This window comes from Aeoliella straminimaris, assembly GCF_024054565.1.
GTDB classification, from domain to species: Bacteria; Planctomycetota; Planctomycetia; order Pirellulales; family Lacipirellulaceae; genus Aeoliella; species Aeoliella straminimaris.
This window is the reverse complement of sequence record NZ_JAMXLR010000061.1, coordinates 81,091-106,954: the sequence shown is the minus strand read 5'-3', so window position 1 is coordinate 106,954 and position 25,864 is coordinate 81,091. Positions and strand designations below refer to the sequence as shown.

At 61.2% G+C, this 25,864-nt stretch carries 20 protein-coding genes; 11 read left to right on the top strand and 9 right to left on the bottom strand.

What is annotated here, in order from left to right; genetic code table 11:
* Window positions 1–94: 94 nt before the first annotated feature.
* The 3 genes from glnD to NG895_RS17525 all read right to left on the bottom strand — a co-directional run bounded on the left by glnD (window position 95) and on the right by NG895_RS17525 (window position 4,897).
* The gene (gene glnD / locus NG895_RS17535; protein ID WP_252853816.1) at window positions 95–2,734 is read right to left on the bottom strand and encodes a [protein-PII] uridylyltransferase; all 2,640 of its coding nucleotides are present in this window, start codon (window positions 2,732–2,734) and stop codon (window positions 95–97) included.
* Between the two features lie 213 nt (window positions 2,735–2,947).
* The gene (locus NG895_RS17530; protein ID WP_252853815.1) at window positions 2,948–3,286 is read right to left on the bottom strand and encodes a P-II family nitrogen regulator; all 339 of its coding nucleotides are present in this window, start codon (window positions 3,284–3,286) and stop codon (window positions 2,948–2,950) included.
* A gap of 135 nt (window positions 3,287–3,421) precedes the next feature.
* Complete coding sequence (locus NG895_RS17525) at window positions 3,422–4,897, bottom strand: ammonium transporter (RefSeq protein WP_252853814.1); 1,476 nt, start codon at window positions 4,895–4,897, stop codon at window positions 3,422–3,424.
* A gap of 284 nt (window positions 4,898–5,181) precedes the next feature.
* Between NG895_RS17525 and NG895_RS17520 the strand changes: the two genes are divergently transcribed.
* Window positions 5,182–5,598, top strand: coding sequence for a flotillin-like FloA family protein (locus NG895_RS17520; RefSeq protein WP_252853813.1), 417 nt, complete (start codon window positions 5,182–5,184; stop codon window positions 5,596–5,598).
* 47 nt (window positions 5,599–5,645) lie between these two features.
* Here the strand turns inward: NG895_RS17520 and NG895_RS17515 are convergent, their stop codons facing one another.
* On the bottom strand, window positions 5,646–6,605 hold the full coding sequence (locus NG895_RS17515) for a VWA domain-containing protein (RefSeq protein WP_252853812.1): 960 nt from the start codon (window positions 6,603–6,605) through the stop codon (window positions 5,646–5,648).
* Window positions 6,606–6,938: 333 nt separating this feature from the next.
* Here NG895_RS17515 and NG895_RS17510 point away from each other — a divergent pair, with 333 nt between their 5' ends.
* From NG895_RS17510 to NG895_RS17495, 4 genes are all read left to right on the top strand, one after another.
* The gene (locus tag NG895_RS17510) at window positions 6,939–8,321 is read left to right on the top strand and encodes a phenylacetate--CoA ligase family protein (RefSeq protein ID WP_252853811.1); all 1,383 of its coding nucleotides are present in this window, start codon (window positions 6,939–6,941) and stop codon (window positions 8,319–8,321) included.
* A 90-nt stretch (window positions 8,322–8,411) separates the two neighbouring features.
* Complete coding sequence (locus tag NG895_RS17505; RefSeq protein WP_252853810.1) at window positions 8,412–8,795, top strand: VOC family protein; 384 nt, start codon at window positions 8,412–8,414, stop codon at window positions 8,793–8,795.
* 654 nt (window positions 8,796–9,449) lie between these two features.
* The gene (locus tag NG895_RS30655) at window positions 9,450–10,169 is read left to right on the top strand and encodes a PEP-CTERM sorting domain-containing protein (RefSeq protein WP_252853809.1); all 720 of its coding nucleotides are present in this window, start codon (window positions 9,450–9,452) and stop codon (window positions 10,167–10,169) included.
* 155 nt (window positions 10,170–10,324) lie between these two features.
* A complete protein-coding gene (locus NG895_RS17495) occupies window positions 10,325–11,692 on the top strand; it encodes a vanadium-dependent haloperoxidase (protein ID WP_252853808.1) in 1,368 nt (455 codons plus the stop codon).
* A 68-nt stretch (window positions 11,693–11,760) separates the two neighbouring features.
* Here the strand turns inward: NG895_RS17495 and NG895_RS17490 are convergent, their stop codons facing one another.
* The gene (locus NG895_RS17490) at window positions 11,761–13,338 is read right to left on the bottom strand and encodes a phytoene desaturase family protein (protein WP_252853807.1); all 1,578 of its coding nucleotides are present in this window, start codon (window positions 13,336–13,338) and stop codon (window positions 11,761–11,763) included.
* Between the two features lie 330 nt (window positions 13,339–13,668).
* On the opposite strand from NG895_RS17490, the gene NG895_RS17485 reads away from it, so the two are divergent.
* The 3 genes from NG895_RS17485 to NG895_RS17475 all read left to right on the top strand — a co-directional run bounded on the left by NG895_RS17485 (window position 13,669) and on the right by NG895_RS17475 (window position 16,392).
* Window positions 13,669–14,361, top strand: a complete 693-nt coding sequence (locus NG895_RS17485; protein ID WP_252853806.1) for a DUF1559 domain-containing protein — start codon at window positions 13,669–13,671, stop codon at window positions 14,359–14,361.
* A 286-nt stretch (window positions 14,362–14,647) separates the two neighbouring features.
* Complete coding sequence (locus tag NG895_RS17480; protein ID WP_252853805.1) at window positions 14,648–14,989, top strand: DUF433 domain-containing protein; 342 nt, start codon at window positions 14,648–14,650, stop codon at window positions 14,987–14,989.
* A 353-nt stretch (window positions 14,990–15,342) separates the two neighbouring features.
* On the top strand, window positions 15,343–16,392 hold the full coding sequence (locus NG895_RS17475; RefSeq protein WP_252853804.1) for a helix-turn-helix domain-containing protein: 1,050 nt from the start codon (window positions 15,343–15,345) through the stop codon (window positions 16,390–16,392).
* Between the two features lie 158 nt (window positions 16,393–16,550).
* On the opposite strand, the gene NG895_RS17470 is transcribed toward NG895_RS17475, so the two are convergent.
* The 3 genes from NG895_RS17470 to NG895_RS17460 form a co-directional block, all read right to left on the bottom strand.
* Complete coding sequence (locus tag NG895_RS17470; RefSeq protein ID WP_252853803.1) at window positions 16,551–17,474, bottom strand: DNA integrity scanning protein DisA nucleotide-binding domain protein; 924 nt, start codon at window positions 17,472–17,474, stop codon at window positions 16,551–16,553.
* 215 nt (window positions 17,475–17,689) lie between these two features.
* Window positions 17,690–19,441 carry a prenyltransferase/squalene oxidase repeat-containing protein gene (locus NG895_RS17465; protein WP_252853802.1) on the bottom strand — a complete coding sequence of 584 codons (1,752 nt, stop codon included), beginning with the start codon at window positions 19,439–19,441 and terminating at the stop codon, window positions 17,690–17,692.
* 290 nt (window positions 19,442–19,731) lie between these two features.
* Window positions 19,732–20,412 (bottom strand): HEAT repeat domain-containing protein, encoded by a 681-nt coding sequence (locus NG895_RS17460; RefSeq protein ID WP_252853801.1) that lies wholly within the window; start codon window positions 20,410–20,412, stop codon window positions 19,732–19,734.
* A gap of 164 nt (window positions 20,413–20,576) precedes the next feature.
* Between NG895_RS17460 and NG895_RS17455 the strand changes: the two genes are divergently transcribed.
* Window positions 20,577–20,771, top strand: coding sequence for a hypothetical protein (locus tag NG895_RS17455; RefSeq protein WP_252853800.1), 195 nt, complete (start codon window positions 20,577–20,579; stop codon window positions 20,769–20,771).
* Window positions 20,772–20,816: 45 nt separating this feature from the next.
* Here NG895_RS17455 and NG895_RS17450 read toward each other — a convergent pair whose 3' ends face one another.
* Window positions 20,817–21,188, bottom strand: coding sequence for a hypothetical protein (locus tag NG895_RS17450; protein ID WP_252853799.1), 372 nt, complete (start codon window positions 21,186–21,188; stop codon window positions 20,817–20,819).
* 229 nt (window positions 21,189–21,417) lie between these two features.
* On the opposite strand from NG895_RS17450, the gene NG895_RS17445 reads away from it, so the two are divergent.
* Together NG895_RS17445 and NG895_RS17440 are read left to right on the top strand one after the other, a co-directional pair.
* Entirely contained in the window at window positions 21,418–23,070 is a 1,653-nt protein-coding gene (locus NG895_RS17445) for an ABC transporter permease (RefSeq protein WP_252853798.1), read from the top strand.
* Window positions 23,071–23,228: 158 nt separating this feature from the next.
* Entirely contained in the window at window positions 23,229–25,817 is a 2,589-nt protein-coding gene (locus tag NG895_RS17440) for a hypothetical protein (protein WP_252853797.1), read from the top strand.
* Window positions 25,818–25,864: the final 47 nt, after the last annotated feature.

The window sequence follows — 25,864 nt, the reverse complement described above, 5'->3', positions numbered from 1 at the left end:
TCTTGCCCCTAAGCGAAATGCAGCGCTAGTCAGCGAGTGGTGCTGTCCGCCATGGGTTGGCGCGGCGGACAATGCCTTGGCGGCCGGAAGTTGCTCACACGTTGGCCCCCTCTTTCGCCACCACTTCCATCATCCGCTCGTAGATACCGTGCAGCCGCTCGTGACCGCCGGGCTTCGAGCCATCGCGCTCGGTGACGTAGAACACATCGACCACCTGGTCGAGGTGCGTGCTGATCTTGGCGAAGCGGATGTTCAGATGCAGTTGGTGGATCGTGTGGGCCAGGTCGTACAGCAAGCCAATCCGGTCGAAGGCGAACACCTCGATGATCAGGTTGTCGGCCGAAATGTCGGAGTTCAGCCGCACTTCCATCGGCATGTTCGACAGCTTGGCCGTCTCGGTATCGGGTTCCTTGCCCCAGATGCGGCGGAACTTTGGCGGCTCGTCCGAGTCAATCGAGGTGACCATCGCCCGGGAGATTTCGTCCAGGCGTTTTTGTTCGGTGGGGCCGTTCGATTCGGTATCGACCGCACAGTAACGCAGTAGCAGGATGTCGCCGTTCAAGACGGCCGTCTCGGCGGCCAGGATGCTCATGCCGCGGGAGCTCAACACGCCGGCCATGGCCGAGAAGATGCCGCGACCAACGCCCTGGCTCACGCCGGCGGAGAACTCCACGGTTTTCGACTTCTCGAAGTACTGGCCAGCGGCTGTGCCTTGACCATCCTTCAGGTTGTGCAGATTGCGGAGCGTTTCGACCACATGCTGCGCGTTTACCTTGGTGACGAACGACTCGGGCAGGGCGCGGAAGTACTGTTCGAACCACAGATCCTGGCGTTCGTCGCTGGTCAGCAGGTCCCACACTTTTTGTTTGGCCGCCACGCGGCGCGACAGTTGTTCGTTCTCGGGCACTGGCGACAGCAGGACTTTGGAGCGCTTGAACAGGTCGCCCAGGATGCCCACCTTCCAGTCGTTCAGTACGCCAGGACCCACGGCCGCCATGTCGGCGCAGCTCAACACGTACAGCATCTGCAATTCTTCGACGGTGGAGAACTTCTCGGCGAACTGACGAATATAGGCCGGGTCGGTGGTGTCGTGTCGCAGTGCCGCGTGCGGCATCCACAAGTGCTTGAGGATCAAGTTCGCCAATAACTCGATGTCGGCCGGTTCCAGGTCGAGCCGCTCGCCCACTCGTCGAGCGATGTCGGCGCCCAGCACGCTGTGGTCGCCCTCGCGGCCTTTGCCCAGGTCGTGAATCAACAGCGCCAGATGCAGCAGCCACTTGCGATTGAGCTTACGATAGGTGTCGCCCACCAGATCGTCACGCTCGCCCAGCCGGGTGGCTTCGCCCACCGAGCGGATGCAGTGCTCGTCCACAGTGAACTTGTGGTAGCGATTGAACTGCAGCAGGCAGCGGGCGTGGGTGTAGTCGGGAATCACCTTCTCCAGCACGCCCAGCTCGTGCATCCGGCGGAGCGCGTCGCCCAACAGCAGCGGCGTGGCCAGCATGTCGAGGAACCGCGTGATGCTGGCCTCGGACAACTCCATCCAGTAGCTCGGCGCCGAGCGGTACACGTGGTACCAGGTTTCCTGCGAGATTCGCTTGTCGTACAGCCGCGCCAGGTCGACCAGTCGCACGGCGTCTTCCAGGTTCTTGCTCAGCTTGGTGGTGCCGAGCTGCGTCGCGCTGATCTCCCAGGGGCTCAGGCGAAACTCGGCCGACAGGCTCTGGCTCAACACCGGCTGCAACATCCGCGAAACCACCGGCGGCGGACAAACCAGGTCGCTCATCCGCGTGGCCAGGAACGACACGTGGCTCGTGTGACGAAAGTACTCCCGCATGAACTGCTCGACCGGCAGCATGCCGCTGCGGGCGCGGAACTGTAAAGCCTCGGCGATGCGTTTCTGTTCGGCCCGGTTCAGCACGTCACTGCCATTCTCACCGCCGAAGTGCATTTCGTTGCGGACGTGCAGCAGGAAGCTCTGCGACGACATCAACCGGCGATGATCGAAGTTGGAGATCACGCCTTTGTGCAGCAGACGATTCGGGTCCGACTCGCCGCTCTTGGCGTACCACAACCAGCGAAGCAGATGGATGTCGCGCAAGCCGCCCGGTGTCCGCTTGATGTTTGGTTCCAGTAGGAATACCGTCTCGCCAAACTTGTGCCGTTCTTCCTTACGGGCGGCGATGAACTCGCGGCAGAACGCGGTGCCGCGGCGCTCGACCATCTGGCGAAATGCCTGGCGGAATTCTTCGAACAACCGCGTGGAACCAATGATCAGCCGCGACTCGATGAGCGACGTACAAATCACCGTGTCGCCGCGGGCCAGGCGGACCGCATCGCCCACGTTCCGTAGGCTGTGCCCCGGCTTCAGGCCGGCGTCGAACAGATCCTGCGTCAGCTGGGCGGTGAAGTTGCGGACGCTTTCGTCCAGCGTACCGGAGTACAGGATCATCAAGTCGACGTCCGAATAGGGCGCCTGCTGCCGGCGGCCGTAACCGCCAATGGCCACCAGGGCCAGCCGGCCACGCAGCTTGTCGTCCTGGCCGTCGGGCGCCTTTTTCAGGGTCGAGTCGAACAGCTTGACGACCACCTGGTCGATAATCGACGAGATCCGCGCGCACACCTGCACGCTGGCCATGCCGCTCTGATGCAGTCGTTTCACTTCCGCCAATCCACTCTGCACCTGCTCGCGGGCAGCGAGGACGTTGGAGCGGAGGCGCAAGGAGGAACTCATGAGACTAACTGGGTGGAAAAACCGGTACGAGCGGGCGTGTGCTACTGATTCAAACGGACTTTACGGGCGGCAATCTTAGGGCAATTCGCGGGATGCAGGGAATCCCCGCGACGGGCATCCGAAAAGTTCGGCTCGACTCAATCATACTGCGCAACGGCACACTCGAACCCGCGAGGGTGGCCGGCAGAACTGCCCCGAAAGCTGCTTACCCCATTATAGGGCCTCGGTACCGGTTTCGCCCGTCCGGATGCGGATCGTATCGAGAAGATCGGAGACAAAAATTTTACCGTCTCCGATTTGTCCGGTTTGGGCAGAACGGAGAACCGTATCGACGGCCGGCTGTACCCGTTCGTCGTCGACGACGATCTCGATTTTCACCTTCGGCACGAAATCCACGGCGTATTCAGTGCCGCGGTACATTTCGGTATGGCCTTTTTGGCGGCCAAACCCGCGGACTTCGGTAATCGTCATCCCCACGACCCCCATTTCGGCCAGGGCATTCTTTACATCCTCGAGTTTATAGTGGCGAACAATCGCCTCGATCTTCTTCATGTCCGCTACTCCTACAAGACGGGGATGCACGCCGGGGTCGGCGTCGTCGATATCCTATTCTAGCAGAAATTTCCAGCCTGTCCCAACAGCCACCCGGCGGATTTGTTTTCCCCGCGGCCGCCTGTCGGGCGCCGGCTAGAACAAAATGTAACCTTCCTCTTCGTGCTGGCTGACGTCCAGGCCGGCACGTTCCTCGGCTTCATTCACGCGAAGACCAATAGTCAGGTCCACGAGCTTCAGCAGCACAACGGTCACCACCACGCTGTACAGCCAGGTGACCGCCACGGCCGCGATCTGGCCCACCAGGATCCGCGACTCGCCTTCAATCAACCCCAGCGGCCGGCCATCGTCGATGTTCCAGCAAGCCCGGGTGGCGAACACGCCGGTCAGGATGGCGCCCAGCGTGCCACCGATGCCGTGCACGCCAAAGGCATCCAGCGAATCGTCGTAGCCAAACTTGTTCTTCAGTGTCCCACAGGCGTAGGCACAAACCACGCCGCCCAGGGCGCCCATCAGCAGGGCGGGCATCGGGTTCACGAAGCCGGCGGCCGGGGTAATGCACACCAGGCCAGCCACCGCGCCCGACGCGGTGCCCAGCACGCTGGGCTTGCCCCGTGTTACCCACTCGTACACGGCCCACGCCACCGCGCCGGCGGCGGCTGAGAAGTGGGTGACGCAGAACGCGCTTTGAGTGAGGTCGTCGCTTAGCAGTTCGCTACCGGCGTTGAAACCGAACCACCCCACCCACAGCATCGCAGCGCCCAGCGCGGTGTAGGTCAAGTTGTGCGGCCGCATGTCGTCTTGTCCCCAACCAATGCGGCGACCGAGGAAGATCGCGCAGATCAGGGCCGAGATGCCCGAGCTGATGTGCACCACGGTGCCACCGGCGAAGTCGAGCGCTCCACCCGCAATGGAGTGGCCTTCGCCCGATTCGATTTCCGCCGTGGTGTTGAACGCCAGGATGCCGCCGTCCCACACCCAGTGACACAGCGGACAGTACACCACCGTGCCCCACAGCACCAGGAACACCACCATGGCGCTGAACTTCATCCGCTCGGCAAACGCGCCGCAGATCAGCGCCGGGGTGATGATAAAGAACATGCCCTGGAACAGCATGTGCGTCATCGTGGGGATGGGAATCTCTTCTTCATCGAAGATCGGCGTGTAAGGCTCGCCCGTCTCTTCATCCCATACCCGCTGCACGTTGTTCATGAACAGGTATTCGTCGTTGCCAATCCACTTTCCATCGCCACCGAACGACAAGGAGTAGCCGTACAGACCCCACAGCACGGTCATCAGGCCCATCAGAAACAGGCACTGCATCATCACGCTCAGTACGTTCTTCTTCCGTACCAGGCCACCGTAGAACATGGCCAACCCCGGCGCGGTCATGAACAACACCAGCGCGCAACTGGTCAGCATCCAGGCGTTGTTTCCGGCCAGTGCGGCCGACTTGGCCGTCTCATGGGCGGCGTCGACTCTGTCGGATAGGTTGGGATTGGCGGCTTCTTGCGCCATGGCCGAAGAGCCAACCACGCACAGGCATAGGACGGCCCAAACCAACTGGCGGCCCCCAATCCAAAGTCGGTGTCGCCGAGCCAGAGTGCTCATCGCCCGTATCCTCCCAATCGCGTTAGACACTTGAAAAAAGCCGGAAAAGGTTGGTGGAACCCTTGGTCCTCACCCAGGCTCGCCAAAGCCTGCCAAGGAACACGACCGGCAAGCGCCGCCTGTCGCCGCCGGTGTGTGGATTCCACGTGCCCTAAGATACTCGCCCGGCGGGGGAACCGTAAAGATGGTGCGGCCGCCCCGATGTTTCCCGCCGGCGGGCGTTCGGCCATAATCAAAGTGCGCCCGGTGCCGGTCGTCTCTTCTAGAATCTGCGAGGACGCGTGATGCCAATCCATGCACTAACGTTGGCGGCCGATCAGCAGACGATCTTCGCCTTGGTGGTTCTGATAGTCCTCGTGCTGCTGTTTCTGGTGCTGTCCATCATCGTGATTGGGCTGCTACGGCCCTGGATGCTCGCCACGATGGCCGGGTGCCAGCTCTCGGCCGCCCGGCTGATGGGCATGCGCCTGCGGCGCGTGAACGTTGCTGAGGTAGTCCAGTGCGGAGTGATGTGCCACCAGGCGGGTTATCCCGTTGGATGGGACGAACTGGAGCGGGCCGCGCTGCAGGGCGTGGATCTCGAAAAGGTGACCTTGGCCTACATTAAATCGCAACGCGAAGAGCTGGGTTACACATTCGGCAACCTGGTCGACGCGGACCGCGACCATCGCCTGGCCGAAATGTTACAAGAACGTGGCTGACGCATGAGTCGGCGTGCCGCGCCTGGGCCGGAGATCGCCACACCGCGCTACTGCCCCCGCAGCGTGTTGGTGTTGACGTACCCATACTGGCCGCCGGTTTTTTCGGCCAGGGCTTTGAGGAAGTTGTACCGCTTGGGGTCGGGGCCGCGGCCAAACTCGATGGTGCAGATCGATGCGTGGTGGCGCCGGTTCTCTCGTGCCACGTCCTGCAGTTCGACTTCCGACATCGGCGAGTCGGCGTCGGTCAGGAAGAAGATCACGTCGGGGCCCAGACGCAGGGCCGTCGACAACGCGTTAGGGCGATCGGTGCCGCCGTGGGCCGACACACCGCGGAGCAGCCGCTCGGCCATCCGTTTGTTTTGATCCGTGGCGAACGCGATACGTTGCCGGCCGTCGATGGTAAAAGGCTGCGCGCTGGCGTTGAAGAAGATGATCTGAAACTGATGCACCTCATCCAGCGATTGCAGGCTCTCGATCATCTGCTGCTTGGCGGCGGCCAACGGCCCGCCGTTCATGCTGGCCGAGTAATCCACCAGGTACACGAACTTGGTGCCGGTGCCTTGGACGCCAAAGAACTCGACGTTGGCTTTCTCGCCCAACTCGCCAGGCGCACCGCCAAGGGTGCCGCCGCCGGCGGCAGCCATCGACGAGGCCGTGGCGCCGGGCTCGGCCAGTTCGCCCACCCCGGCGTCGGTCGGCAGGGCATCGGCCGAGTTGGAATTCTCCGCCAGCGTGGGAAACGCCTCGTTGGCTTCGGCCGGTATCGGGTTCTGCGAGTTGGTATCGGCCGTCTTGTCGGCCAGCGTGTCTTGTTCGCCTTCGAACTTCACGCCATCGGAGGTCGACCGCTTCAGCACGATGCCCACGTCCCGCCCGGTCTCCTCGGCACTGCCTTGCGGTGCTTGCGTGGCCCACAACAACAGCAACACCACCAGGCACGCATGCACCACCATCGAGGTGATCCACGCAGGAAGCCTGGCACGATCTTCGGTCGAGGCGGAGTTCATGGAGAGGAGCTTTCAGCAGTCGGCTGTTGGTTCGTTCGCGCGAGGGATTCTAGGGCGTACTGGATGTTTGGTCAACTTGAGCTCCCAACCTCTGGGAACGGATGGAAGAGCCACAAAAATGGCACCAATGGCCACAAAATGGGAAGATAACTCGCCCCAATTGCCGCAGGCCGACGCACTGGAATCACGCCCTTTTGCTTCTTGTGCCTTTTCTTCCTCTTCGCGACTATTCCTCCTCCAAATCGGCCCCGGCTGCCAAGCGATTTCGGTTACAATCTCATCCATCTACCTGAATCGTGCCCGTTCGCCACCAGCTCTCATCGCAGGCCCGCCATGGACAGCTTTGCCGAACTTCGCCGCCGGCATATCGCTGACGTCCAGCGGTTCACACCCACGGCGGTCGCGCAGCTCGACTGGACCCGAGACCAGGTCCGCGCACATCAGACCCAGCGACTTCGCCAGGTGGTGGCCCACGCCCAGCAGCACTCGCCGTTTCATGCCGAGCGGCTCGCACACCTGGAGGCCACCGGGCTGGAGCTCGACGACCTGCCGACCATCCCGCCGATGACCAAGGCGGATGTCATGACTCACTGGGACCAGATTGTCACCGATCCACAACTGCACCTCGAGGGAGTGATCGACCACCTCGATGGGCTGCACGCCGGCGAGCACCAGGACTACTACTACCTGGACAAGTACTACGCGGCCGCCACCGGCGGAACCTCGGGGCAGCGGGGCGTGTTCCTGTGGGATTGGGAAACCTTCGTCGCCACGGCCAACGTGACCTACCGCATGGAAGTCCGCGACGATCAACTTCGCCCGCCCACTGGCCCGCGGCGCACGGCCGTCATCTGCGCCGGTTCGTTCGTGCACGCCAGTCGCCTGCTGTTTCCCACCATGCTCGATCCCCAGCGCGACGTCATGGTGCTGTCGGCAGGCACGCCGATCCGCGACATGGTGCAGCAACTGAACGACTATCAGCCCGACCGCCTGGTAGGGTACGCCTCGATCGTGGAAGAGCTGTGCGCCGAGGCGCTCGACGGTCGGCTGAAAATCTCTCCTCAGCGAATCCTGACCAACTCCGAACCACTGCTGCCCGAGGCTCGGCAGATGGCGCTCGAGGCCTGGGGCATCAACATTCACAACAGTTGGGGCTCGGTGGAGATCGGGTTGGCGGCCGCCGAAGGCGAATCGTTCTCGGGCAGTACGTTGGCCGAAGACTTCCTGATCGTCGAACCGGTTGACGCCGACCACCGCCCCGTTGCCGACAACACCCAGGCCGATCACGTGCTGGTCACCAAGCTGGTCGGCACCGTGATGCCGCTGGTGCGTTACGTGATGACCGACACGCTCATCCTGGACGACGGACCGAATCCCGACGCGCCCGGCTATCGGCGGATCGTCGATATCCAGGGTCGCTCCGACGCGTGGTTCAAATACGCCGGTGCGGTGAAGATTCACCCCATGGTGTTTCGCAGCGTGCTGGGGCAGGACCGTCACATCAGCGAATACCAGGTGCAGCAGACCGAGCGCGGCGCCCGCGTGCTGGCGATCACGCATGGTGAGTTTGACCCGGCGGCCCCCGTGGCCGCTTTGCAGCAAGCCCTGGCCGAAGCCGGCCTGCAGGGGGCGGAAATCTCCATCGAATGTGTCACACAATTGCCCCGCCATCCAGAAACCAACAAGCTAAAATGCTTCGTCCCGCTGCCTGGCTAACGACTATTGACGGTATGTGTACGTTAGTATATCATCCGCGTGTCGCCGACGCGTGGGGTGTTGGCTTTCTTCACTCAAGGAGTTGTCGCCATGCAACCCAATCCTGTTAATTGGTTCGAAATCTACGTGCAAGACATCCAGCGGGCCAAGGCTTTCTACGAGCAGGTGCTCCAGGTCGAGCTTTCGCCACTCGATTCGCCCACGCCGGAAATCGAGATGTTCACCTTCCCCATGGAGATGGGTGCGCCCGGCGCTGCCGGGGCAATCGCCAAGGTCGAGGGCGTGCCTTCAGGCGGCAATAGCACGATGGTTTACTTCAGTTGCGACGACTGCGCGGTCGAGGCTTCGCGCGTGGAAGCCGCGGGCGGTAAGATTTGCAAGGACAAATTCTCCATCGGCCAATACGGCTTCATCGCCATCGCCTCGGATACCGAAGGCAACGTATTCGGCCTGCACTCGCGTCCGGCCGAGTAGGCAGAGCCGTCCACGCCACCGCCAGAGCAAGCTCCACCTTCGCCACAGGCGAGGGTGGAGCCGCCAGTTACATGCTCACGCGGTTAGGTGCCCGCAGGGTAATCGGCGCGCCTTTCACCTACCTTGTTTCTTCACGTGGCGTACCTGCTTGCGGCGGGTAAGCTCTCCGCGGCGATTCTCTCTCGCCGCGGGCCATTGTCTGTAATCGAGTTGCGTCTCTAACTCTGCGCCTGCAACCCGACTTCGATCACTGTTTGGCAAGAAGTTGCCAGTTTCTTCAGAAACGTTGGCGCACCCCGATCTGGAACGGGGCATTGCAGAGTAGGGGGTCTTCTTTCGGCCTTCTTCGAGGGATTGTCGCCGGCGGCGATGGTTCAAACTTTGCGGAAGCCTTCGTCCCAGTAGGACTGCTCATGAAATCGACGACAAGTCCGCACGTTGGATGAATGGGGAGCTGTCCAGCGGTGGTAGTCCAACGGCGGAGCCCAGCATCAACTGGTAACGCCAGACAAACGAAAAATTCCGGCCGGTGAGCCTGTAGCGCCAACCACACCTCACCGACCGGTGCCGGATGTCCCGCGCACGGCCTGCGCGCTGGAACGATGGCTTTCTGCATTATATCGCAGGCCTCATGGGAGGTGAAATCTGATGAAAGTGAGTGCTGCTACTATTACGCGTCTAATCACCCTGGTTGTGGTGCTACCCCTGGCGGCGATGGTCCAGGGGCAAACGCTGACCATGGACAACGTGTTCATGGACGACCTGGGGTACCCGAACGCCAGCGCAAAACTGACCTACACGCTGGCAAACGGCTCCACCGACGTGGAGATCGACGTCAGCAACGCGGTGCCCAACCAGTTCTGGTCGATCTGGATGAAGCTCGATGGCATCAGCCCGTTGACGGGCATCGATGTCGTTCCATTTGCCGGCGTGTCGGACATCCCGTCGATGGCGGCGTCGACACCCGATTCGGCGCTAACACCCACGGCAAAATCGCTGGGTCTGGTAGGCGACGATGGCTCCGGGTCGACGAGCGGTCCCAATGGTTTCTTCACGGACGCCAACGGCGACGCAGCGTTCTCCATTACGCTCGACTACCCACTCGTAGAAGGAGGTGTTCTTCCGTTCGACCAGTTCGACGCCAGTTTGTCGCCGGTGCCTTTGGGCTCGACGCCGTTTCTGCTCAACACGTTGATCCACACCGACCAGCTGGGGTACGGGCTCATGCCCGATGGGGGACCTGGCACGGCCGCCGCCTGGTTTTGGACCTCGAATTATGCCGTCCCCGAGCCAAGTTCTGTGTTCCTGCTCGGGACGACCTGCATCGGGGCACTCGTGTGCTGGCGAAGGAAACCGCGCAAGGCAGCGCATTAGCAGCCGCTAGCACGTGAAATGCGTCGGCCGACAAGCGTGTAAAACGAGCAACACCTTGCCGGTCGGCGTCTATTTGCTTGGTCCTGTTTCGATCTGGGGCGACCACACGATATCGCGTGCGGTTGAAGACCATCGACATCGAAGGGGAGGCAGTCATGCACTGCAAGTTCGCAGCTCAGGTATTTGCCACGGTGTGCGTGGCGCTCGCCGCCGCGCATGCTGGTGGCGACACCATCATCGAATGGAATCGCGTGGCCTCGGATGTTCTGCTCGTGGACTCCAACTATCAGAATCCAGGCATGGCGTCGCGGTCGATGGCGATGATGAACCTCGCGATCTACGACGCCGTGAATGGTGTCCTGCCGAGGCATCGGCAGATGTTCACGCACGGTGCCGCGCCGCAGGTGGCATCCCCGGAAGCCGCCGCCATACAAGCGGCCTACCGAGTGCTCTACTCCATCTACCCCGATCAACAGTCGTTGCTCGACTCCGAGCGTGCAACCAGCCTGAACCTGATTGAGAACAGCCCCGCCAAGGCGGAAGGTATCGCGTATGGCGACCTCGTGGCCAGCCAAATCGTCGCCGCCAGGGCCACGGACGGCTTTGACAACATGGTGCTCTATACACCACAAGGCGATCCGGGACGCTGGGAACCCGATCCGCTGAACGCCAGTCAAACGGCCTGGGGACCGCAGTGGGGTGACATGCAGACCTTTGCCCTGGAGAGTACCAGTCAGTTGATCGTGCCTGCGGTTCCCGCGCTCAGCAGCCAGCAGTACACCGACGCCTTTGACGAAGTCAAGTCGCTCGGCGCCCTGGACAGCTCCACTCGCACCCCGGAGCAGACGGAGATCGGCCTGTTTTGGTCGTACGATCGGCTCGGCATGGGAACTCCCATGCGGATGTACAACGCGATCCTTCGTACGGTGGCCGACCAGCAGGGAAACAGCTTGTCGGACAACGCCAGGTTGTTTGCCATGGCCACCACCTCGGTGGCCGATGCCGGTATCGTTGCTTGGGACACCAAGTTTACGAATGACTTCTGGCGACCCGTCTCTGGTATCCGCCGGGCAGACGAAGATGGCAATCCCTACACGGTTGCCGACCCGGGCTGGGTGCCTCTGGGCGCACCGGGCGGCATCGCGCCCGACGGTTCTTTGATCGATCCTTTCACGCCTCCTTTCCCCACCTACCTGTCGGGACACGCGAGTTTCGGTGGCGCGCTGTTCCAAAGCCTGGAGAACTTCTACGGCACCGACGACATCTCGTTTGAAGTCACTTCGGACGAGTTGCCGGGTGTGGTCCGCAGCTACACGTCCTTCAGCCAGGCGAGTGAGGAAAATGGTCGCAGTCGCGTCTACCTCGGCATCCATTGGAACTTCGACGACATCCAGGCCCGAGCCATGGGAGCGAATCTCGCCAACTACGTAAGCGACCACCACTTCCTGGCAATTCCGGAGCCGAGCAGCTTGTGCCTGGCAGTGTTGGGGGTTTGCTGTTTCGTCGCGCGACTTCGCTGGTGATCGATCCACCCATCAGCGGCCTCGGGGAAAATGCACACCCCGGTCCGACCTCGCCCCTAAGATCGTTCTCACCCGAACTTAATCCCCAGGTCCCCATAAATCACCTGAGCGGCATTCCGGCCGGGTGCCATCGTGATGCCGGGGCCGGGGTGGCTTCCGGATCCGCAGAGGTAAACGTTGCCGATCGGGGTTCGGTACCCGCCCAGTTCCGGTAGCGGTCGCATCCGCCCCACCTGGTACGGCAAAAAGGCGCCGTGGGTGTTTGTCCCTTCCAGGGCGCTCGGCAGCAACTTCTCGATGTCCACCGGGCTGTGCACCACCCGCTTCAGGATGCGGTCGGCGAAGCCGGGGATGTAGTCCCTCGTTAGATGTTCGATCACGCGATCGGCCAGCGGCTCCTTCGCATCGTCCCACTCCGTGACCTTGATCTGTCCAGCCGCGTCGCCCTCGATGCGATAGGGAACCGGTTGCACGACCAGCTTCATCAACGCCTTGCCGTCTGGCGCGCGACTCGGATCGCCAGCCGTGTCGTTGCACACCAGGGCGAAGGGCTGCTGCGGCAGCAGGCCGCTGCGGGCGTCGGAGAAAGCGCGTGAGTAGTACTCCAGCGAGGGCTCGCTGGGATGCGCGTAAACGGAATGACTCACTGCCGAGCCGGCCGCAAACTCGGGGGGCCGATCGAGCGCCAGATAGACTACCATCACGGGGTCGCCGAGCTCGTACAACCGCATCTTATTGGCCAGCTCCGGCCCTACCTGTTCTTCGCCCAGCAAGTCGAGCACCAGGTGCCGCGGATGCGCGCTCGATGCGACCAGCTGCTTGCAGTGGATCTGCTCGCCGTCGGCAAGTTCCACGCCAACGGCCTTGCCACCTTCGGTGAGAATCCTTTTCACCGGTGCGTCGACGCGGATACTGCCACCGTGCGCCTCGAGATAGCCGGCTAGCGCCAGCGGCAGTTGACGCATGCCACCTTTCACCACGTTGTTGCCAAAGTGCTGAACCACCATGGAAAACAAACAGGCGATGCTGCCGCCACCCACGTCGTCGGGCGCGGCCCCCACATGCACTCCCCAAGCCGCCGCCATGCACTTCGTTTCCTCGGCCTCGAACGTCTCATGGCACCAGGACCGCAGGTTCTGCATCTCGTGCCGGAAGTGATCCGGACCGAACGGCGGCTGCTGTTCGGTAGCGAGCTCGGCGAATGACGGGGGAGGGTTGTTCATCGACGCACTGATGGCCTCCCGTTGGGCGAGGAACTCCTGGTAGAGCCTGCGCCAGGTCTCCGCGTCGCGTGCCGAGAAACGGCTGATGCTTTCGCAGGTCCGGTCAATATCGCGATAAACCGACAGCCCGCGACCATCGGGAAACGGATGCGACCAGCACGGGTCGGGATGCAGCAGTTCGTAGCCGTAGTCGGCCAACTGCAACTCGTCCGGCACCGGCGAGAAGTTGGCGAACTGAATGCAGATGGCGTGGGTGTCCGAATGGAAGCCGGGCAGCGTCAGCTCTTCCGTGTTCGACATACCCCCGATCGACCCGTACTTCTCCAGCAGCACGACCTTGAGTCCAGCCCTGGCCAGATAACAGGCGCACACCAGACCGTTATGACCGCCCCCAATCACGATGGCATCGCATTCAGCGGACATGTTGATTCCTCGCACGGGAGACGTGGGTGTGGTGAGTGCCGCTAGCTCCCGTCAGTGTAAGTCAACCGTGTGTGCTTTGCACGCGGGGTGGCACTGGTCCCGCTACTCCTCCCGTGTGCCACTCCCCTTCGCCAGGGTTTTGATCTGCCATGCAGTTAAGCCCGCCGAGCCCCACTGAAAACGAGTTCGGCCCTTCGGAGGTCGTTAACCCATCTCGGACCAATGGTATGACCGTAGTGGAGTGCAAGCCGAACGGAGTTAGCCTACACTGGAAGAGATTAGTGGCACTCAGGATTGCAGTGCCACCCTGCCGAGGAGAGCTCTACTACAATGAGAATAGATCAAACGACAAGTACCTCTGCACTCTTGTTTATTTCGTGCGCTGTTCTCCTGCTTTCGGGCTGTCAAAAACCTGAAGGTAGAGAGGCTTCACCTGAAGTGTCTTGCACTTGGTATTTGGAGTCGGTGGCGAAAGCCTTAGAGCTTTACGAACGCGAGAACGGGCGCTGTCCGGCGGTGGTAGTAGACGAGACTGGTGGTCCGCACAGTTGGCGGATGCTCATTCTTCCCTTTATCCTGAGGGAATACGATGGTGCTACTTATTATCTTGATTACTTTTCCTACCGTTTGTCCGAAGCTTGGGACAGCGAACACAACAAATCTTTGCTTAATAGCGTTCTGGTTCACGCATTTCACTGTCCTGCTGATGAAGGCAGTTGGGATGAAACATCGTACTTGATGTTGGTTAGACCGGCAGATGAAAGTGGAAATCCAGCAGACGTTCCGCACAACGCAGTGGTTGTAGTCGAGTCGTCAGGTTGCGGAATCGGTATGGCTCAGCCGAAAGATCTTAAATGGGAGGACCTTTGGAAAGGAGAGTCGCCGTACGGAAAGGGAAAGCTAAATTCCAATCACAAGAGAGTGATCAAAGCGATCCGTGCTGATGGGACCATCATTGATATACCCAAGAACCTGAAACGCGATAAGTTGAAACAGCTCCTGCAGGGAAGTGTCGACCCATGAGGGCGTATCAGCAGCGAAGCTCTTCCCCGGTACGGCCGTGTGGCACTGGCCAGCCACTACTTCGCCAGTGTTTTGAACCACCATACAGTAAAGCTCCGAGAACGTAGGGTGGGTGGTCCTGCCGGATTTAGTGTTGCGATGCCTTGGTTCTCACCACCGGCTCACTTCACCCACCGTTGAAGCCAAACGCAGATGGTGGGTGAATCCATCGGCGGGTGGATGCGCTCGCCACGACAAGTTGTCACCGCCGACGGAACCACCCACTATACGACTTAGGACCTGGCAAATGACCCGTAGAATTGTCAACACTAAAGATACTTGTGCTGGTGAACCTCGTATCGAAGGCACGCGACTTACCTGTTCAGATGTTGTACTAACACTGACCGTTGGACAAATGCCACTTGAGGAGTACCTCGAAGTCTACGACTATCTGTCCCGTGACGATATTGAAACGAGCGTAAGCTATTGCGCAACCAAGATGTGCATGCTTGAAAATGTAATAGCATTTTGTCATGGATGCTCACTGAATACTTCCAGTGACTATGTCGCCGTAGAGTTTGAATCCCTGGAAGATGAAGGCAAGTTGGATGTTTGGCGACATGCAAACGATCTTCTGAGGAAACTTTGAGATACAATGCAGGTATACTTGTCTAGGGAAACAAAAGGGGGCATTCTAGTTGTGCGTGTGTTCCATGCCATGGTGGGTGAACCCATCGGCGGGAAGATTCGCTTGCCACGACAAGTTGTCACGGCCGACGGAACCACCCACCCTACGACTTCTTTGTTTCCTTCGTTGCCTTCTGTTCAAATTCCCCTGCTGCGGTCCGAATTCTTGCGAATCCGGCTACGAATGTATCCACGTGAAAACTGGGCGTTTTGGCTTGGTTTACGCTCATTTTTTTACACTCCGCGGGGTATAACGGGGATGCGGTGCGCACTGTACGCATGTTTATTTCCCCTCGAGAGCTGGAGAACCGAAAAATGGCACGACCACGAGTGTTGGACGATGTGAAAAAAGGCGAAATCACCGCGCTGATTTCGGCCGGGATGAGCATGGCGAGCATTGCTCGCTACGTCGATTGCGATCGGAAAACGATTAAGCGGGAGCGCACGGTTGACGAAGATTTTGACCTCCGCGTGCGTCGCGCGGAGATGGCGGTGCAGCTCAAACCGCTGCAAGCCATCCAGCGGAAGGCGGACACCCATTGGCGGGCGGCGGCGTGGTTGCTCGATCGGCAGGAGAAACGGCGTTTGGAGCGGCAAGCGCGACGGGATGCGGCCAATGCGGCCGATAAAGTGACGCTTACGCGCGTCGAACTGGTGAAACTTGCCGGGCAGGTGAAAGACGCCGTGCTCTGTGCGGCCGTGTTTCGGGAGGACGAGGCGTACCTGGGCCGGAAGATCGATCAGGCGTTCGTGAATCTGGTGCCGGAGTTGGCGGCGAAGCCGGGAGATACCCTGCCGCCCTACGAACCTGCGTGGTGGCCGAGAGATTATGCGGCGGGTGAAAGGACCAGCGATTTTGCCACCAACGATGCCGCGACGGACTCCGTTCAAGATGCTTCCGACGCCCCCTCGAAGGATGCTTCCAAGGATGACACAACAAGTCCTCCCGGTGTCTCGGCCGAGGCTCAGCCGGAGACGTTGCCGCCGATGGACGGGCAGGTCGCGAAGCCGAAGTGGGTGCCGCCGCGCGGGCAGACGTGGCAGCAGTCGGCCAGGAATTTGGAGAAGCTCAACCCGGCGCGGTATGGCAAACAGCCGGCGCCTGGCCCGGTGGTCGATTGGGCAGCGCTGCAGAAATTTCGCGACGACTTGATTGGGGTGATCAGGAAACAACGCGCTGAGTCAACTTCTGCATCGGCCCCGGAACCATGCGGGGAACAACGCGCGGGGGCAAACTCTTCGGAGTCGCCAAAAGCGTCGGAAAAAGCAGCGGTTTGCCAGCCGTCGCCGACGAAAGGGCCAGGGAGTTTTGGGCCCACGAATCTAGATCCCGGAAGTTGTCCCAAAACCAACGAGCTAAAATAGCCGGACCGCCACGCGGTCCGTGAGACTCTTCGCTCAGTTGATTGTGGGCTGTTTGCTGCGGCTCGTGGAACTCGACCCCAGGCACCCTGCGGCGTTTGTGGTGGGGGCCACCGTTTGGCGACGGTGGCTACGGGGAGATTGCGCGTGGGGGATGCGTGTTACGACGGACTGTCGGTGTCGAAGGCTTTCCACTTCATGGCGCGGCGGAACGGTTCGATGCGGAGTTTGACTTCGCCGTTTTGGAAGACGCGGACGGTGCCATTCGATTCGCTGATGGCGATGGCAATGGCTCCCGTGGCGGCGGTAATCTCTGCGGCGGCCCAGTGCCGGGCGCCCATTCCCTTGGGCAGACTGAGTTCCGGCACGTTCGGTGCGCTGAGGTGCTGGGCGCTGGCGATGATCGTGGCGTCGGCCGACACGATGAAGGCACCGTCCATTTGGGCGATTTCCTTCACGCCATCGCGGACCTTGGCATCGTTCAGTTGCCGTTCGGCCTTGTTGTATCCCTTGACGGGATCGAACCCCATGGGGTGGCAGAAGCTCATGGTCTTGCGATGATCGCCTACCACGAACAGCGACCCGACCGGTTTGCCTTCGCGACCTTCGCGGCCGATCTCCACGGCCAGGTCGACCACCAGCTTGATGGTCTCGACGGGAATCTTGGTCTTCAGTTGGCGGAGGTCGCGAACCGTGAGTCGGCCGAGATGTTCGTCGAGCTTGATGAGGCTGAGCGAGTCGATCACGCCGGCCTCGAAGCCACTGTAGACGGCCACCACCGAAGCGCCTTCGGCGAAGTACTCGTCGGCCACGGCTTCGAGCAGGGCCTGGGTCAGCCGCTCGTAAACTGGTGCCTCGTCCGGCATGTTGAGCAGGATGGTGTCGAACTCGGACTCGCCGGACCCTTCGAGGGCGGCCTTCGTATCGCCCGCGACGACCACCATCTCCTCGGCGAAGGCTTTTTCAAGCTGCTTGAAGTCGGTGGGACGTTCGAGCAACAGCAGAATGGCGTCGGCTTTTTGTGCGTTCTTCAGACCGATTGCGATATCGCAAAACGCTTGGAATTGATCGCTAAACTTCGCCATTCACCTTCACCACGAACCATTAGAGACCAAAGGACAGGAGCAATGGCCTTGGAGCAACATCCGCAGCAGTGGTTAACTTGCCACGCCGATCCTTTGCCCGCCAAGGGGAAAGGGATGGGACAAGGAAGTTGCCGGGGGGCCATTTCGGAGTATCGGCTTCGGCAGCCGACACTGTAGTTTAGCCCATTGAGCGAGGAGCGACAATTCGGCCTATGTCACCTGTTCCACCACCAGCCGCCCTTGGAGCGATCGGCCGACTTCTCTTGGCGCGGAATGGTCCGCATCCGCTGACTGTCGGCCACCCATTTCGGCTTGTCCGCGCCGTTGTCGTCCGATTTGGCCATGGGACGGGCCTTGTCGTGCGGCTGGAACACCCGTTGGTCGTACAGCGACAGGGCGTGCAGTGCATGGGCCTGCGGGCCAATCTCCCAGGCGTTGTCCGAATTGCTGTAAAGCAGATTGGTCAGGTAGTTGGTCGCCTTGACCAGTCGGTACGAGGTAAGCTGATCGTCCTCGGCCTGGTACAGAGCCCACTCCAGCAGGTGGCCGGTGGTGCGGCAGCGACGGTCGATATCCGACTCGCGACCAGGTCCGCGGAACCATTCGGTGCTGAAGCTGCCATCGGGATTCTGCAGGCGGTACAGGTACTGTTCGTACTTCTCGGTAAACTGCTTGGCCTGCAGCCAGACACCTTCGACGGGCTCGCCGCGGGCTTGGCGCTTGCGGACCGCCAGGGTGAGTCCGCCCAGTCGGTGGGTGCCACCGCAGGCGGCGCCCCGAATGGGCTGTTTGAGTTCTTCCTCGATCAGCTTCTCAATGTTCCACTGCTCGCCGCGGTCGTTGACCCACTGACTGTCCGAAGGCAGGTAATGCATCAGCGCGATGAGTTTGAACGTGAGCTCGGTGTTGGGGTAGCAGGTCTTTTTCTCGGCCTCGATCAGGTCGCGGATGGTGAACTCCTTGCCATCCACGCGGATCGGGTAGCTGGGATCGACGTTGCACTGAGCCAGCATGGCCAGGAACTGTCCCATGTGTCCCTGCAGACCGACGCCGTACTGCGCGCGAATCTCGCCTTCGTCATTCAGAATCATCAACTGCTTGCTCTTGCAGGGGTTGTTGTAGCAGAGCCAGCCGATAGCGGTCATCGATTCGCCCTGCGGTCCTCCGGCCTTGATGCGGCTGTGCAGACCGTACGCCAGCATCATGTGCATGGCTTCCCAGGTGTCGTGCTCGTGACTGTTGAGCTGCTGGCGGTAGTAGTAGCTGAGCACCTTGCGCATCTTGTTGCGCAGGTAGATCTGATTGCGAGTGAGCGGCTTCAGCGGCTGGGCCGGTTCGATGTCGGCGGGCTCGGGCGTCACCTCGTCGGCGGCCACCGAATCCTGCTTGAGCGGGGCGGCCTGCTGCTGGCGTTTGGTGTCTTCGTCTTGTTTGGCGATCACCTTCGGCTTGGCAGGCTTTGCTTCGTTGGTTGGTGGTTGCTTGACCACCAGTGGCTTGGCGTTGTCCGACTTAAGCGTGGAGGGAGCCTGGGGCGCGGCGGTTTCTTCGCGGACCTTGGCAACCTTGCCGCTGGGACGCCACTCGGGTTGGAACTGCTCGGGCGCCGCGGGTGGAGCTTCGCCCTGGGTGGCTGGTTCTTCGCGCGCGGGCAGCACATCGGCCAGCGGAGCATCGCTGGGTTCGACCAGTCCCGGCATCATCAGCGCGGGACCTTTGCTGGCGAGCGGCGCCGGTTGGACCTTGGCCGGCGATCGCCGGGAGAGGCGCAATTTGGTCTTGGCAGGCTCGCTGAGGTCGAGCCCATGCACGTCCGGCAACGATTCGATGGGCAAGCTCTTGCGCCCCGCTTCGCCGATGGTGGCCCTAAGCGTTGCGGGCGCGTTGATATCGATCGCCGGCCGCGAGGAACCTTGCTGTCCCACGGCCGCGTATGAACCACCAAGCGCCACAGATAGGGCCGCCACACCAAGCTGTGCTCTGAAACCGCGCAGAGCCAGCCATTTTGGTAGGTTGAATGGCACCTTCCCCCCCAGTCGCAAACATCATCAGTAGTACTAGCCAACTGCCAGGGTGCTAGCATTGCACAGCAGCTATGGCAACGGAGCACGCAGAAGGCTCCTCACTGATGACTGTATCGGGCGATGCCGAGCAAAACTCAAGTGTTCTGGGGCAATGAATCCTTGAGTCCGATTTACGGAATTTGCGGTATGAAAAGGCGAAAGTCGTGGTCAGAGCAACCGACGGCTTAGAAGCGCTAGAACGGAGTGAGACCACGGATGCGACGGGCGATGGAGATTTCCTCTTCGGCTTTGCGCGTGGGCGTTTCGCCACGGGCGTACTGCAGCCAGGTGGAAACATCGTTGCCCAAGTCCTTGCCGCTGATCTGTTTCATGCTTTCGACGCCAGCATACTGCATGGCCGGGTTGCGGTCCTCCATGGCCACGGCCAGTGCGGTATACGCGTCGGGCGAGTTGATTCTGCCCAGGGCCTCGACCGCCGCGACACGGACCTGCAGGTCCTGCTCGGCGTTGATGGCCCGTGCCAGCACGGGCACGGCAGCCGGATCGCCCCGCTTGCCGAGGGCCTGGCAGCAATGACGGCGTACATGCAGATCCTCGTCGCTGAGTCCGGCTTCCAGCACCTGTGCCGCGAGCGGCGTGCGGAATTCGGCGATGGTGTCGACAATGGCCTCGCGGACCAGCGGATCGGGCTCTACCTGGATTTGCCGGGCCAGTTGATTGACGATCTCGCGTTGCTCGGGCGTATCGACCCCGGTGGATTTGGCGCGGAACTCGCGCACGGCATCCATCCGCATTTCAGCGGTGCGATAGGTAGTTCGCTCGGGCCGCTGGAGCAATCGCAACGGCCAGGGCGTCGTTTGACACCCTACGAACAAGGCCAGCGAGGCAAATAGCAGCGAAAGGCGTAAAATCATGCTAAATTAGAAGCATCGAAAAGGTTGACAATACCGTTCCCACAACCATCGCGCAGGAAGTCGGGGCGGCAAACCTTAGCAAAGCTCTGCCGGCGGGGCTATGGCGTTTTTTCATTCCGATCCGGGCGTGCTAGCACCGCCAACCAAACCCCTTAGAACAAAACATGTCGCACGAAACGCGTCACGCCCAACTGGTTGCCTGGCTCGAGAACCAAGGGCACTCGCAAGAAGAGATCGAGAAGATCCTGGTCAAGGTGGCCGATTACGACGCCAAGACCGTGCACGAGTCGATCTTCGATTCCATTGAAGGGGGAGCCTTCGATATTCAGCAGATCATCGACGATGCACTGGGGGAATGAATGGGCTCGGACCGGGTTGCGGTGGATGACAATATTGGCTCAGGCCTAACCCTGGTCCATGAAGTGGCCGCACGCGGGGCACTTGGCATACCACATGGGGACCGACTGGTTGCAGAACTCGCACCGCACGTGGTGACGAATGACGCTGGAACCAAGCAAGCTGGCGCTGGTGCTGGGATCTTCGTCATGGGGAATGTCGTCGAAGATGGATGAGCTGCCCGAGTCCACCGCGTGCGACGCGCGATGCTCGTCCGTCACGGCCTTGCGATACGCCTTGACCATGGCGTCGGAGTTGTCGGCCGAGGGGACCTCCACAATGACCTGTTCGGTGCAGTGCGGACAAAGCCCGCGCTTGCCGGCGTACTTGTCCTTAACCTTAAAGACATGCCCGTGCGGACACCTGACCTGAATGCCCATATCCTGCACTCCTTACTGCAGCCGCGCGATGAAAAGCTCGCCTGCAGTTCGTTCCCCAGTCGCCGGGACCCCCCGACAATTGGGGTTTAATAGAAAAGATCCACCTCTCCGTAGCATATCGTTTGCGGCGGTCCGAATCAACAAAATCTCCTATCTGCCCAGTCGCCAGGTGCGGTGAAGGGCAGTTTGCCCCGAGTTGCTCGTTGTCCCGATTGCGGTGCACCAAGTCTTGAATAGCAAGTTACGAACAATCTGGTGGTCCCTGCCGCTGGCGGTGCTGGTGCTGACCTGCCTGCTGGTCATGGGGCCGCGGGTGCGTGGAATTACGCTCGATACCCTCTATCTCAGCGGCGCGGCGACGGCCATCGCCATGTTGCCGGGCGTGCTGGCCGCCGTGGTGCTGACGAAGACCAACTGCCCCGCCCGGCGGTGGATGCTCGCGGCGTTCGCCGTGATGTTGTTCATTCCGCTGTTCGTGCATGCGGGGGGCTGGATGGGAGCCCTGGGTGTCGGGGGGTGGCTAGTTGCTGTCTCGCCGTCGGGAGAATCGCACGCCTGGATGGATGGCTGGACCGGAGCCATCTGGATTCACGCCATGGCCGCCGTGCCCTGGATCGTTTGCATCACCTCCGCGGCGCTACTCCGTGTTCCGGCCGAGCTGGAAGAGACAGCACTGCTCGCGATGCCTGCTAGGCGCGTGCTGGCGACGGTCACCCTACGGGCCGCGCTACCCGGCATTGCCATCGCAGCGGTCTGGACGGCCGTCAGCATTGCCGCCGAGATGACCGTGACCGACTTCTTCCAGATCCGCACCTTTGCCGAGGAGGTTTACATCACGGCGGCCGCCGGTGGTTTTCCCACCGACAAGCTTTCGCCCGGTGATAACCTGCTGGTCGACCAGGCCTCCTGGGCGTGGGCTCGCTACGCCGGTTTGGTTACCGGCGTGGTGTTGCTGGCAGGCACCATGCTGTGGGTGCTGGTGCCGGTGGTTTCGAGCCTGGCCACACACGCCGACTCAACGGCCGAGCATCGTTGGCAGTGGCGCCCGGCTCGCGGCCGTTGGCAGCTGTTCTTCGTACCGCTGGGCGTGTTGCTGTTGGTAGCCGCGCTGCCGATCGCCGCGTTGGTCTACAAAGCCGGATTGGGGGCACTGGAAACCGATGGCGGCTGGCAGCGAGCCTGGCAACTCAGCAAACTGTTGGCGGAACTGCTCGGCGCCATGGGGCATCATTGGCGCGAGCTGCTGCAGACCTTGGGGTTGGGCGCCGCGGTGGCCACCACCGCAACGCTCGTCGGCTGCCTGCTGGGTTGGCACCTACGGACCAGTCGCCGCACACCGTGGGTGGTGCTCGTGGTGTTTGCGTTTGCGATGAGCGTGCCCGGGCCGATCCTGGGCATCATGACCATCAAGCTACTGAATCACCCGCTCGACTCGCCGCTGGCATGGCTCACGCGGGCGTACGACCGGACGCTCCTGGCTCCCTGGCTGGTGCAAACCATTCGCTTTGCGCCGGTTGCCTCGTTGATCATGGCGGCCGGCTTTGCCACGGTGCCCCGACTGTTGATCGACGCGGCCCGTACCGACGGGGCAAGGTGGTTTGCCCGCTTCTGGCGAATCGGCGTCCTGCAGGTGCTGCCGCAGGTGCTGTCCACCTGGCTGGCCACGTTTGCACTGTCGGCAGGCGAACTGTCGGCCAGCGTGCTGGTGATGCCCCCCGGCCCGCCGACGCTTACCATCCGTCTTTTCGGGCTATTGCACTATGGGGTCGAAGACCGCGTTTCGGCCATGTCGCTGGTCCTGCTGGCGGCAGTGGCCCTGGTGGCGGCCGTGGCAGTGTGGCTCATTGGTCGTGGCAGACGCGGGGCCGATGGGCGGGTATAATCCACGACGAAATAAACTTTTTTACTCGTGCGTACCGGTCATGTATACAAGACACCGGTATTTGGTTCGAATGCCTGTTAACTATCCGTCCAAACGGTGGGGCGGTTTGACTACTAACCACGGTTACGAAGTCTATGCTGACCAAGCTTCATCAATCCATGCGATCCATCGTCTGGCTCCTGCTATTGAGCTGTATGCTTGGTACCACCGGCTGCGGCGGATGTCGCAGCGAGACGCCGCAGGAGCGACAAGCACGGCTTGCCAAGGAGGCTGAAGAGAATAAGAAAAAGGAAGAGGAAGAACAGAAAAAGAAAGAAGAAGAAAAAAAGAAGCAACCCTTTATCGTCGAGCCACCGGTTTCCAAGCCCAGCGACACCGACGTGAAGGTTTCTCGCGTCAAACCGGGCCACTGGATGACAGTGACCCAGTTGATGAAGTCCAACTACGAGGACTGGGGGGGCGAAACCACCTTGCAGGTCGTGGATAACGTGGGCCGACCGGTGCCAATCGAGGAAACACCGTTCACGCTCAGCAGCTCGCGTCCCGTGCAATTGGCCAAAGGTCGCCCTCGGCAAGTCGAGAACGTCTTCCTGGCGCCCAGCGTCTCAGGCATGGCGAGTGTAAAGTGTACGCTCCGCGAGCGAAACTACGGCGCCGTCGTAGGTGGCAACGCCCAGGGATCGCCGCTATCGAAGATGGAGCCATACCAGTACTTCTTCGTCGTCATGGCCAAGGAACCCAGCCGGTACAGCTTTATCAAGTCGCTCAATGGCGTTACCGTACCGCAGGACCAGATGGACTACCGCTCCGGGGGCGGCGATCTGGCCCACTACCAGGTGCTGCTTCCCGATATCTCCAAGCAGGTCCCGCTGCCCGACAACCCGATGTGCTGGACCACCATTGCCTACATCCTGTGGGACGAGGTCGACCCCGACCAACTCGACCGCCAGCGCCGCGAGGCGCTCATCGATTGGCTGCATTGGGGGGGGCAACTCATCATCAATGGGCCCGATTCGCTCAAACTGCTTGAGGGCAGCTTCCTCTCAGAGTACCTGCCAGCCACCGATGGCGGTGCAGCGGAGATCACGCAGGACGATGTTCAGGTCATGATCGACTACTGGACCGAAAAGAACGCCCGCGGCCGCAGCGCTAGACCACCCAAAGAGCTCAAGCTCACACGCAATTGGTCAGGCATCAATCTGAACCTGACCGAGCGAGCCGGGCAGGGCGGGGGACTGGCTGCCGCTACCGGCGGTTTGCTGGTCGAAGGGCAGGTTGGCCGCGGCCGTATTGTCGTTTCTCGCATACAACTGGCCGAACGCGACCTGCTTACCTGGTCGCCTCATTTCGACGACCTGTTCAACGGGGGCATCATGCGTCGGCTGCCGCGCGAGTGGAGCATGGGCGACAATACCTATGGAGTCGGCAAGCTGCACGCCGAGTGGAAAGACAAACAGGGCGCGATTCGCGACGCCCAGTACATCACGCATCTGCGACTCTTTTCCCGCGACGTGCATGCCGATCCCAACGCCACGAACTTCGTACCGGCGCAACTGATTGACGAGGACAACTTCGACCAGTTGACCAATCCCAACAAACAGGACACCGAGATCAAACCGGCCGAGCAGGTCGGTGGCATTGGCGCCTGGAACGACTTCAACGCCACGAGTAACGCTGCTCGCGAATCGCTCCGCGAGGCGGCCGGTGTTCAGGTGCCCGACGCAATGTTTGTCGTCACGGCACTGGCCGTGTATCTGGTGGTGCTGGTGCCAATGAACTGGATTTTCTTCAAGGCGTTAGGGCGCGTGGAATACGCCTGGATCGCGGCCCCCATCATCGCGCTATTGGGCACGGTGGCCGTGGTGCACCAGGCGCAGCTCGATATCGGGTTCGTCCGCGCCCAAACCGAGATCGCCCTGCTCGAAGTGCAAGGCGAATATCCTCGGGCTCATTTGTCCCGCTACACCGCACTCTACACTTCGCTGTCGACCAGCTACGACACAAGCTTCGATGATCCGACGGCCGTCGCAGCCCCGTTCCCCAACAGTCCGCGAGGCGAATTCCGCCTACTGCTGGGGCAGTCGCGGTCCAACGTCGAGCTGACTCAGGCCAAGGACGTCCACCTCGCCGGGCTGCAAGTCTCCAGTGCCACGACCGACATGGTGCACAGCGAGCAGGTATACGCGCTGGATGGGCCGATCGTCTTTGAGCAAGGCGAGGGAGGAGCTCCGCGGGTGGTCAACCAGACACAGTTCAAACTGAGTAGCGTGGCAGTCGTCAAACGCACGGACGATGGCACCGGCGAGCCGGTGCTAATTGGATGCTGGGTAGGCGACATTGAGCCCAACCGCGGGTCATCGGTCGGTTTCACACCCGTTGGCGAAGACCGTTTCGCCGCGGAACGGGCTGCCGAGGCCGGCGAAGACGACAAGCGGTTGCAGTTGGAGCCGCTGTTTCGCCTGGCGCTCGATCCAGTGCACATCGACCCGGGCGAGGTCCGCCTGGTGGGACGTGTCGACGAGGTGCTGCCGGGCGTCGTGGTCGAGCCGGCCGCCGCGCAATCTCGCGGTACAGCCCTGGTCGTGGCCCACCTGGCTCGAGCTCCGCTGACCCCTCCGGAACCGGACGCCAATACCCCGCTGGACGTAATGGACAACTACGACGAACTCGGCGGCGAGGATTTTGGCAATCCCGAATTCGACGACGAAGACCCCACCATGAGCGATTTATTTGGACCTGCCAACTAGCCACCACATCGCTCAACTAGCCTCCTGATCCCCGACCCCTGATCCCC

What these genes read in the sequence shown, in the direction of transcription:
- glnD (WP_252853816.1), bottom strand. Translation starts at nt 2,734, where the DNA reads ATGAGTTCCTCCTTGCGCCTCCGCTCCAACGTCCTCGCTGCCCGCGAG.
- NG895_RS17530 (WP_252853815.1), bottom strand. Translation starts at nt 3,286, where the DNA reads ATGAAGAAGATCGAGGCGATTGTTCGCCACTATAAACTCGAGGATGTA.
- NG895_RS17525 (WP_252853814.1), bottom strand. Translation starts at nt 4,897, where the DNA reads ATGAGCACTCTGGCTCGGCGACACCGACTTTGGATTGGGGGCCGCCAG.
- NG895_RS17520 (WP_252853813.1), top strand. Translation starts at nt 5,182, where the DNA reads ATGCCAATCCATGCACTAACGTTGGCGGCCGATCAGCAGACGATCTTC.
- NG895_RS17515 (WP_252853812.1), bottom strand. Translation starts at nt 6,605, where the DNA reads ATGAACTCCGCCTCGACCGAAGATCGTGCCAGGCTTCCTGCGTGGATC.
- NG895_RS17510 (WP_252853811.1), top strand. Translation starts at nt 6,939, where the DNA reads ATGGACAGCTTTGCCGAACTTCGCCGCCGGCATATCGCTGACGTCCAG.
- NG895_RS17505 (WP_252853810.1), top strand. Translation starts at nt 8,412, where the DNA reads ATGCAACCCAATCCTGTTAATTGGTTCGAAATCTACGTGCAAGACATC.
- NG895_RS17495 (WP_252853808.1), top strand. Translation starts at nt 10,325, where the DNA reads ATGCACTGCAAGTTCGCAGCTCAGGTATTTGCCACGGTGTGCGTGGCG.
- NG895_RS17490 (WP_252853807.1), bottom strand. Translation starts at nt 13,338, where the DNA reads ATGTCCGCTGAATGCGATGCCATCGTGATTGGGGGCGGTCATAACGGT.
- NG895_RS17485 (WP_252853806.1), top strand. Translation starts at nt 13,669, where the DNA reads ATGAGAATAGATCAAACGACAAGTACCTCTGCACTCTTGTTTATTTCG.
- NG895_RS17480 (WP_252853805.1), top strand. Translation starts at nt 14,648, where the DNA reads ATGACCCGTAGAATTGTCAACACTAAAGATACTTGTGCTGGTGAACCT.
- NG895_RS17475 (WP_252853804.1), top strand. Translation starts at nt 15,343, where the DNA reads ATGGCACGACCACGAGTGTTGGACGATGTGAAAAAAGGCGAAATCACC.
- NG895_RS17470 (WP_252853803.1), bottom strand. Translation starts at nt 17,474, where the DNA reads ATGGCGAAGTTTAGCGATCAATTCCAAGCGTTTTGCGATATCGCAATC.
- NG895_RS17460 (WP_252853801.1), bottom strand. Translation starts at nt 20,412, where the DNA reads ATGATTTTACGCCTTTCGCTGCTATTTGCCTCGCTGGCCTTGTTCGTA.
- NG895_RS17455 (WP_252853800.1), top strand. Translation starts at nt 20,577, where the DNA reads ATGTCGCACGAAACGCGTCACGCCCAACTGGTTGCCTGGCTCGAGAAC.
- NG895_RS17450 (WP_252853799.1), bottom strand. Translation starts at nt 21,188, where the DNA reads ATGGGCATTCAGGTCAGGTGTCCGCACGGGCATGTCTTTAAGGTTAAG.
- NG895_RS17440 (WP_252853797.1), top strand. Translation starts at nt 23,229, where the DNA reads ATGCGATCCATCGTCTGGCTCCTGCTATTGAGCTGTATGCTTGGTACC.